Here is a 5,781-nt window from a genome sequence, read left to right as displayed (position 1 = left end):
CTACGGCGCCGACGCGCCGCCCGACGCCGCCGCGCCGCCCGCCGAAGACTGAGCCTCGAAGACGCCGCGGGCGATGGCCCGCGCCAGGGTGTCGGCCGCCGCCGAGCCCAGTCTCGCCAGCGCCACGGCGCGTCCGGGACCGTCTCCCAGCGCCTGAGCGCCAGAGGCCAGGGCGAAGACCACGTCGCCGTCGAAGGGCGTGTGGACGGGGCGGATGGCCCGCGCCAGCCCGTCCTGCGCCATCATCGCCAGCCGCGTGCACTCGGCGGTCGTCAGGTCGGCGGTGACGGCGACCACGGCCAGGGTGGTGTTGGCGCCCTGCGTCAGCCGTCCCAGCGCCGCCAGCTTGGAATCGTCCGGGATCGGCTCGACCTGCGTCGGAGCGTCGGGCGCGGGGCGGACGCCGCCGAACTCGCCGTCGATCTCCCAGGGCCAGGCCCAGAAGGTCTGGCCGTCGGCCATCCGTACCGAACCGACCGGATTGACCGCCGCCAGGGCGCCGACCACCAGGCCGTCGCCCAGGTCGAGGGAGGCGCTGCCGATGCCGCCCTTGGAGAGGCCCGCCATCGCCCCCACGCCCGCGCCGACCGAGCCCAGGGCGAAGTCCTCGCCCGCCGCCGCGGCGGCCTCGATGCCCAGCCAGCGGTAGGGCGGATCCAGGCCCCAGTCCTTGTCGCCGCCGTTGCCCAGGTCGTGCAGCACCGCCGCCGGCACGATCGGGATGGCCGGCGAGGTCGGGGCCAGGCGGATGCCGCGTCCGGCCGCCGACAGGGCCGCGACCACGCCGTCGGCCGCGCCCAGGCCGAACACCGAGCCGCCCGACAGGCAGATCGCGTGGGCCTTGCTGAAATTGTTCTCCGGCTTCAGCACGTCGATCTCGCGCGTGCCGGGCCCGCCGCCGCGCACGTCGACGCCGGCCGTCCAGGCCTCGGGGCAGAGCAGGGCGGTGACGCCGGAGGCCACGGCCTCGTCCTGGGCGTGGCCCACCGTGAGACCCGCGACGTCGGTGATCAGGTTGCGCGGACCGGGACGGGGCATGGGACTGGACTCCGCTCTAGGCGGGCGTAGGCGTATAGGTCAGGCGGCAGACGGTCCAGCCGTCGATGCGGGCCATGGTGAAGGCCCCGCCCAGCTGCCTGGCCATGGCGTGGACGATGCGCAGGCCGAGACTCTGCGACCTGGCCGGCTCGAAGCCGTCCGGCGGCCCGCCGCCGTTGTCGCGGATGGTCAGCACGTGGTCGGCGCCGTCCTGCTCCAGGGCCACGACGATGCGGCCGTCCGAACCGGACGCGAAGGCGTGCTCCAGGGCGTTGTTGAAGCACTCCAGCATGACCAGGGTGACGGGCGTGGCCTGTTCGGGATGCAGGGGCGCCTCGCCGCCCTCGACCCGCACGGCGTGACGGGCGCCGGCCGCTTGCCCTGCGTCGTCCAGCAGGGCCTCGGCGAAGGACCGGAAGGGCGTCGGCTCGCCGGTCTGGTCGTGCAGCTGGCGCTGGATCTTGGCGATGGTCTCGATGCGGCCGCCGGCCTCGGTCAGGGCGTGGCGGGCGTCCTCGTCCTTCACGCCCGAGGACTGCAAGCGCAGAAGGGCGCCGACCACCTGGATGTTGTTGCTCACCCGGTGGTGCATCTCGCGATAGAGCAGGTCGCGGCTGCGGGCCAGGTCGGCCAGGCTTTCGCGCTCGACCGCCAGCTTGCGCATCGTCTGGCGCATGCCGTCGATGAAGAAGATGTCGACCGCCGTGACGAAGACGTAGAACGCGATCGCCACCATGGTCGCGAAGTCGAACCGGAAGCTGTTGTACGGCGGGATGAAGAAGTACCAGGCCGCCAGGCCCGACAGGGTCGCGCACAGGATCGCCGGGCCGCGGCCGGCGAAATAGGCGGTCAGCACGATGGCCGGGAAGAAGGTCAGGTACGGAAAGCCGGGCGGGAACCAGCTGTTGAGCGCCAGGCGCACGAAGAAGGCGGCCGCGGCGGCGGCGACCGCCGAGGCATAGCGCAAAGCGATCGAGGACGAGCCCACGCGCGACATGATTTTCGAAAAGGCCCCGACTCGTACGGCGTCGAAAGCTCACGTCGCCGTTGCCGGAACTATTTCCTAAAACAACTTTCGGGTCACGCAAATCCCGACCGCCATGGTCCGAATACGGAAAGGCCCGCCCGTCTGGCGACGGGCGGGCCCTGCGTGATCACCCTTGGGTGGAGGATCAGAACTTCTTGCTGGCGTTCAGGTACCAGTAGCGGCCGGTCGAGTTGGCCAGCGAGCCGTAGTAGCCGAAGTTCGACGAGTTCAGCGGCGGATCCTTGTCGGCGATGTTGCGCACGCCGACCCGGAAGGTCGTGCCGTCCATGCGGCCGCCGCTCTTGAAGGCGTACTGGCCGTAGAGGCTGACCGTGGTCCAGTCGTCGACCTCGTAGTAGCGGCCGTTCACCTGGGTCACGCCGGTGTCGTAGACCGAACCGACGTAGTTGACGAAGGCGCCGGCGCCCCAGCCGTCCTTGCGCCAGGTCATGCTGACGCTGCCGCGGAACTCCGGATTGCCGTCCAGGCGGATCTGGCTGCCGGCGCTGGAGATCGTCAGGCCCGACAGCGTGCCGTCGGCGACGGCCTTCATCAGGATCTGTTCGATCGGGCTGGCGGCCTGGTCGTACTTGGTCAGCTTGGCCACGTTGACGGTGACGCCGAAGTCGCCCCAGGGGGTGTCGTCCAGGTCGTAGTCGAGGCTGAAGTCGACGCCCTGCAGGACCCGCGGCTGCAGGTTCATGTAGGTGTCGTTGATGTAGGAGATCGTGCCGACGGTGTTGGTGCCGGTCGCGGCCTCACGCACCACGTTGGGGTTCGAGCTGCCCTGCAGGCGCAGCAGGTAGTCGTAGGCGATCTGGTTGTAGCCGCCCAGGATGCCGATGACGTTCTTTTCGCGGATCGACCAGAAGTCGGTGGTCAGGGTGACCTTGCCGAACTCGATTGGGATGAAGCGCGGCTGGTAGACGAAGCCGATCGAGGCGTTGTCGGCTTCTTCCGGCTTCAGGTCCTTGTTGCCGATGCGCACTTCCAGCGTGCTGGCGCTGGAGCAGGTGACGTTGTTGATCCGGCAGGCGGCGTAGTCGGTGCGGCTGTTCGAGACGGTCGCGCCTTCGCTGTAGAACTGCGGCAGGTTCGGCGCGCGGAAGCTCTGCGACACCGAGGTGCGGAACGACAGGCCCTGGCCGACCTTCCACAGCAGGGCGCCCTTGGGCTTCAGCACGTTGCCGAAGTCGGAATAGTACTCGTCGCGGGCGGCGAGCTGCAGGGTCACTTCCTCGACGAACGGGATGTTCATGTCCGACGAGATGAGCGGCACGGCCAGTTCGCCGAAGATCGACGAGATCTGGCGGTGGGCCGAGACGTCCGGAGCCGCCGAGGCGCCCATGACGTCGCTGCCGTAGGTCACGCCCGTCACCGTGTTGGTGTAGGTGATCGTGCCGTCCATGCGGTCGTCACGGTCGTCGCTGAAGGTCTCGCGACGCCATTCGGCGCCCAGGGCCACGCCGACGTCGCCGCCGGGCAGGCTGAACAGGTCGGCCTTGTTGACCTTGAAGTCGGCCAGGGCCAGCGAGGTCTTGCTGATGCGATAGACGTCGATCAGGAACGAGTTGATCGTCGCCTTGCTGTTGGGCGTGCCGTCCTCACCCGAATAGTTGGTCAGCGAGCCGCCGTTGAACGGGTTGTAGGCGGTCGAGTCCGTGCGGTTCACGGCCGCCTGGAAGAGGGTGTTGCTGATGGCGTTGTGGGTGGCGTCCTTGGTGTTGGCCTCGGAATACAGCAGCGCCGATTCCCACTTCCAGCCGTTCCACTTGCCCTTCACGCCGCCCAGCAGGCGGTAGTTGTTGTCGGTGACGGTGTAGGTGCGCGGACCCGCGTCGACCGGACGGTAGGTGGTGATGTTCATCGCCAGGCCCGTGGTCGGCACGCCCGTCAGGCCCGAGAGCCGGTTGGGGTTGGCCGTGCCGTCGCTGAGCGTGGTGGCGCCGAAGGGGTTCCAGTAGGCGTTGGCGGCGATGCTGATCGGGGCCGACGACAGCGGGGCCGACTGCTCGCGCTGGCCGGTGAACAGGGCGTGGTAGAAGCCGGCTTCGCCGAACAGGGTCAGGCCGTTGTCCAGGTCCTTCTCGGCGGTCGAGAACAGGTTGGTGCGCTCCAGCCCGCCCTTGAGGGTGCGCTGGGTGTTTTCGTCGTAGCGCAGCACGCGGTCGGTCGTGCCGGTGATCGTGCCCGACTTGATGCAGATGTCGCCGCTGAGGGTGGCGCTGCTGCAGCCGGCGGCGGTGTTGGACACGGGCTCGATGTGGAACACGCCCGACGAGGTCAGGGCCGTGCCGTTCTGGCGGACCACCGTCGACGACGGGATCACCGTGAACGAACCCCAGGGGCTGGAGGTCGAGCGGTTGTCGAAGCTGGTCGAGCCGGCGAACAGTTCGTCCTCGATCTGGCTGCGGTGATCCTCGCTGGCGGCGTAGTCGCGCTCGGTGGCCATCATCCGGCTGTGAGCGGTGTAGTTGCCGAAGAAGGTCAGGCGCGTGCCGTCGTCCAGGCGCGTGCCGGCCTTCACGTTGAACGAGCCTTCGCGATAGCCGGTGCCTTCCGAGCCGCCGACCTGGCTTTCGATCTTCAGGCCCTGGAACTTGGTGTCGAGCACGGTGTTGACCACGCCGGCCACGGCGTCGGTGCCGTAGATGGCGGCCGCGCCGTCGCGCAGCACTTCGACGCGCTTCACGCCCGAGACGGGCAGGGCGTTGGTGTTGGCCGTCTGCACCGGAACGAAGTTCTCGGTCTGAGTGCCGGGGTGCAGCACCAGGCGGCGACCGTTCAGCAGCATCAGGGTGTTGCCGGTGCCCAGGTTGCGCAGGTTGATCGACGAGACGTCGCCGCGGGCGTCGTTGAGGTTGCCGGTGGTGCGGGCTTCCTGGAACTGGACGTCGCCGGCCTGCGGGATCGAGCGGAACAGCTCGTCGCCCGACACGGCGCCGGTGGCGACGATCTCGGCCTCGCCGACCACGGTCACCGGCAGGGCTTCGGTGGTCTTGGCGCCTTCGATCTGGCTGCCGACGACGACGATGGCTTCGACTTCGGCGACTTCTTCGGGAGCCGCTTCAGTCGCGGCGGCTTCCGACTGGGGGCGGGCGGCCGGGGCGGCGCGCAGGGTGATGGTCTTGCCGTCGTCCGAGGCGACGACCAGGCCGGCGGCTTCGGCCAGGCGCTTGAGGGCCTCGGCGTCCGGCAGTTCGCCGGTCACGGCCGGGGTCTTGCGGCCGGCGGCGGCCTCGTACGGGAACAGGACCTGCTTGCCGGTCTGCTTGGCGTAGGTCTGCAGGGCCGAGACGGCGTCCTGCGGCGGGATGTTGAAGGTGTGGCGCGCGCCCTGGGCGGCGGCCTGACCGGCGATGGTCAGGACGGCGGCCGAGGCCAGCAGCAGGCCGCGGACGGTCCGGCGGCGTTGATCGGTACGCATGGACAAGATCTCGAGTCCCCTTTGTCCGCCGCGCCCCCTCGACGCGACGTTCTTACCGGCTTCGACGGGGGGCGTTACGGAAACCTCCAGTCGGCGAGTAAAATTTGTGGCGGAGGTGTGACGGGTGTGGCGGATGGGCAACGTTGAGGGGCGCGCGACCTCGTCCTCACGCGGTGAACCGCTGAGCTGATGAAGGAGAGCGGAGCGCCCGGGCGACGCCCGGAGGTGTTGTTGTGTGTACCGTTTCGACGAAGCCTAGACGCTCCGCGCGGTCGTTTGGCTGCCGGCT

General features: G+C 69.2%; 3 protein-coding genes. All 3 read right to left on the bottom strand.

Annotated features, from left to right (window positions below; all coding sequences use genetic code 11):
• The 3 genes from DMC18_RS08550 to DMC18_RS08540 all read right to left on the bottom strand — a co-directional run bounded on the left by DMC18_RS08550 (position 1) and on the right by DMC18_RS08540 (position 5,492).
• A complete protein-coding gene (locus tag DMC18_RS08550) occupies positions 1–1,038 on the bottom strand; it encodes a P1 family peptidase (protein WP_110132857.1) in 1,038 nt (345 codons plus the stop codon).
• A 16-nt stretch (positions 1,039–1,054) separates the two neighbouring features.
• Positions 1,055–2,035 carry a sensor histidine kinase gene (locus DMC18_RS08545; RefSeq protein ID WP_110121939.1) on the bottom strand — a complete coding sequence of 327 codons (981 nt, stop codon included), beginning with the start codon at positions 2,033–2,035 and terminating at the stop codon, positions 1,055–1,057.
• Positions 2,036–2,210: 175 nt separating this feature from the next.
• Positions 2,211–5,492 carry a TonB-dependent receptor gene (locus DMC18_RS08540; protein ID WP_110121938.1) on the bottom strand — a complete coding sequence of 1,094 codons (3,282 nt, stop codon included), beginning with the start codon at positions 5,490–5,492 and terminating at the stop codon, positions 2,211–2,213.
• Positions 5,493–5,781: the final 289 nt, after the last annotated feature.

This window comes from Caulobacter sp. D5, from assembly GCF_003185805.1.
Taxonomy (GTDB): domain Bacteria; phylum Pseudomonadota; class Alphaproteobacteria; order Caulobacterales; family Caulobacteraceae; genus Caulobacter.
Note: the sequence above shows the minus strand (reverse complement) of the source record. Positions and strands in the feature narration are given on the sequence as shown.

Excerpts from the sequence above, each read along its gene's own strand:
- DMC18_RS08550 (WP_110132857.1), bottom strand. The coding sequence starts at position 1,038 with ATGCCCCGTCCCGGTCCGCGCAACCTGATCACCGACGTCGCGGGTCTC.
- DMC18_RS08545 (WP_110121939.1), bottom strand. The coding sequence starts at position 2,035 with ATGTCGCGCGTGGGCTCGTCCTCGATCGCTTTGCGCTATGCCTCGGCG.
- DMC18_RS08540 (WP_110121938.1), bottom strand. The coding sequence starts at position 5,492 with ATGCGTACCGATCAACGCCGCCGGACCGTCCGCGGCCTGCTGCTGGCC.